We start from the raw sequence: 2,281 nt of genomic DNA, 5'->3' as shown, positions 1-2,281 counted from the left end.
TTTGGGGGGGGGGCTTTTGCAAATCATGACGGATTAAGCAGCCATTGCTTTCTGCAGGTTTTCGTCGATCTTGTCGAGGAAGCCTGTTGTCGACAGCCAAGGCTGATCCGGACCGATCAGCAGAGCCAGATCTTTGGTCATGTAGCCGGATTCAACTGTGTCTACGCAGACTTTTTCCAGTGTATCGGCAAAGCGCTTCAGTTCGGCATTGTCGTCGAGCTTGGCGCGGTGCGCGAGACCACGGGTCCATGCGAAAATCGAAGCGATCGAGTTGGTTGAGGTTTCCTCACCCTTCTGATGCTGGCGATAGTGACGGGTTACAGTACCGTGAGCAGCTTCTGCTTCAACGGTCTTGCCATCCGGTGTCATCAGAACCGAGGTCATCAGGCCGAGCGAGCCGAAGCCCTGTGCCACGATGTCGGACTGCACGTCACCGTCATAGTTCTTACAAGCCCAGACATAACCGCCGGACCATTTCAGAGCCGAAGCAACCATGTCGTCGATCAGGCGGTGTTCGTACCAGATCTTGGCTTCTTTGAACTTCTCAGCAAATTCAGCCTGATATACTTCTTCAAAGATATCTTTGAAACGGCCGTCATAGGCTTTGAGAATGGTGTTCTTGGTCGACAGATAAACCGGATAGCCGCGCTGCAGGCCGTAGTTCAGCGATGCGCGTGCGAATTCACGGATGGATTCGTCGATATTGTACATAGCCATAGCTACACCGGCGGATGGTGCATCATAGACTTCGTGTTCAATGGTTTCGCCGTCTTCACCAACGAATTTGATCGACAGCTTGCCTTTGCCCGGGAATTTGAAATCAGTCGCGCGGTACTGGTCACCGAAAGCATGACGGCCAACGATGATCGGCTGAGTCCAGCCCGGCACCAGACGTGGTACGTTTTTGCAGATGATTGGTTCGCGGAAAATGACGCCGCCGAGAATGTTGCGGATGGTGCCGTTTGGCGATTTCCACATTTTCTTGAGTTTGAATTCTTCAACGCGGGCTTCATCAGGGGTGATGGTGGCGCATTTCACACCAACGCCGTGCTCTTTGATAGCATTCGCTGCGTCGATGGTAACCTGATCATTGGTTGCATCGCGGTGTTCTACCGACAGATCATAATATTTCAGATCGATGTCGAGATATGGATGGATGAGTTTGTCTTTGATAAACTGCCAGATGATGCGGGTCATCTCATCGCCGTCAAGCTCAACAACGGGATTTGCAACTTTGATCTTTGCCATTAAAACCTCTCCTTCATGAAGTTGCGCCTCTCATAGCACTGCTTAGGCGAGAGGCAAAGTGCTAACGACGCCTTGAGAACAGGAATAATAAAAAACGCCGGAGATAACGGGTTTTTATACTGTCAGAGGGCAATTTATTTGTTCACGATGGTGTGAGATATGCTTCGCTTCGCTGCATGACAGAGCCGGTACAGGTTGTGAGCGATTCAGTTTTTTGAACTGAGACCTGTTTAATTATCATGCATGGTTTGAATTCCGTCACTCTTCCGTTTAAGAAAAGCGCGAAAAGCGCATGCGGAATGTCTCGTTTTGCGCGTGAAGTTCGAGTTTTGAGAAGATAATGGCCGGTACAGACAAACAGCGCCCGATGATTTCAGAAGGCCCAGCAATCATTCTTGTGGAGCCGCAATTGCCGGAAAATATCGGCATGGTGGCACGCGCTATGGCGAATTTCGGCCTCGGCGAATTGCGTCTGGTCAATCCGCGTGAAGCCTTTCCGAATGATAAAGCCCGCTCTGCCGCCAGCAAGGCCGATCATATTATTGACAGCGCGGTTCTCTATGATGATCTGCCGTCAGCGCTGGCTGATCTGAATTTTGTCTATGCCACAACCGCCCGCGAGCGAGACGGTTTCAAGCAGGTGCGTGGTCCCGTGGAGGCAGGTAAAATCCTGCGCCAGAAATTCCGTACCGGTGAGAAAACCGGCATCATGTTCGGTCGTGAACGCGTCGGCCTGAAAAATGATGAAGTCGGTCTGGCCGATGAGCTGGTGACTTTTCCGGTCAATCCGGCATTTGCCTCGCTCAATATCGCGCAGGCTGTGTTGCTGATGTCCTATGAATGGATGAAATCCGGTCTGGAAAATGAAACTGACACAGTTTTCCGCGGGCCTGAACTGCAACCGGCCAATAAAGAATATCTACACGGTTTCTTTAATCATTTGGAGGAAGCTCTGGATACGCGCGGTTATTTCCGCCCGGAAGCGCGTAAGGAAATTATGGTGAATAATCTGCGGGCAGTGCTGACCCGTCCG

General features: G+C 51.2%; 2 protein-coding genes. One reads left to right on the top strand and one right to left on the bottom strand.

Features of this window, described 5'->3' with window-relative positions; genetic code table 11:
- Nucleotides 1–33: 33 nt before the first annotated feature.
- The gene (locus A918_RS0117640) at nt 34–1,248 is read right to left on the bottom strand and encodes an NADP-dependent isocitrate dehydrogenase (RefSeq protein ID WP_022712327.1); all 1,215 of its coding nucleotides are present in this window, start codon (nt 1,246–1,248) and stop codon (nt 34–36) included.
- Between the two features lie 340 nt (nt 1,249–1,588).
- On the opposite strand from A918_RS0117640, the gene A918_RS0117635 reads away from it, so the two are divergent.
- Nucleotides 1,589–2,281, top strand: a 693-nt coding sequence (locus A918_RS0117635; RefSeq protein ID WP_022712326.1) for an RNA methyltransferase, incomplete at its 3' end; no start/stop codon positions are given.

This window comes from Pseudochrobactrum sp. AO18b (assembly GCF_000409565.1).
Taxonomy (GTDB): Bacteria; Pseudomonadota; Alphaproteobacteria; order Rhizobiales; family Rhizobiaceae; genus Pseudochrobactrum; species Pseudochrobactrum saccharolyticum.
This window is presented reverse-complemented; position numbering and strand designations above follow the sequence as displayed.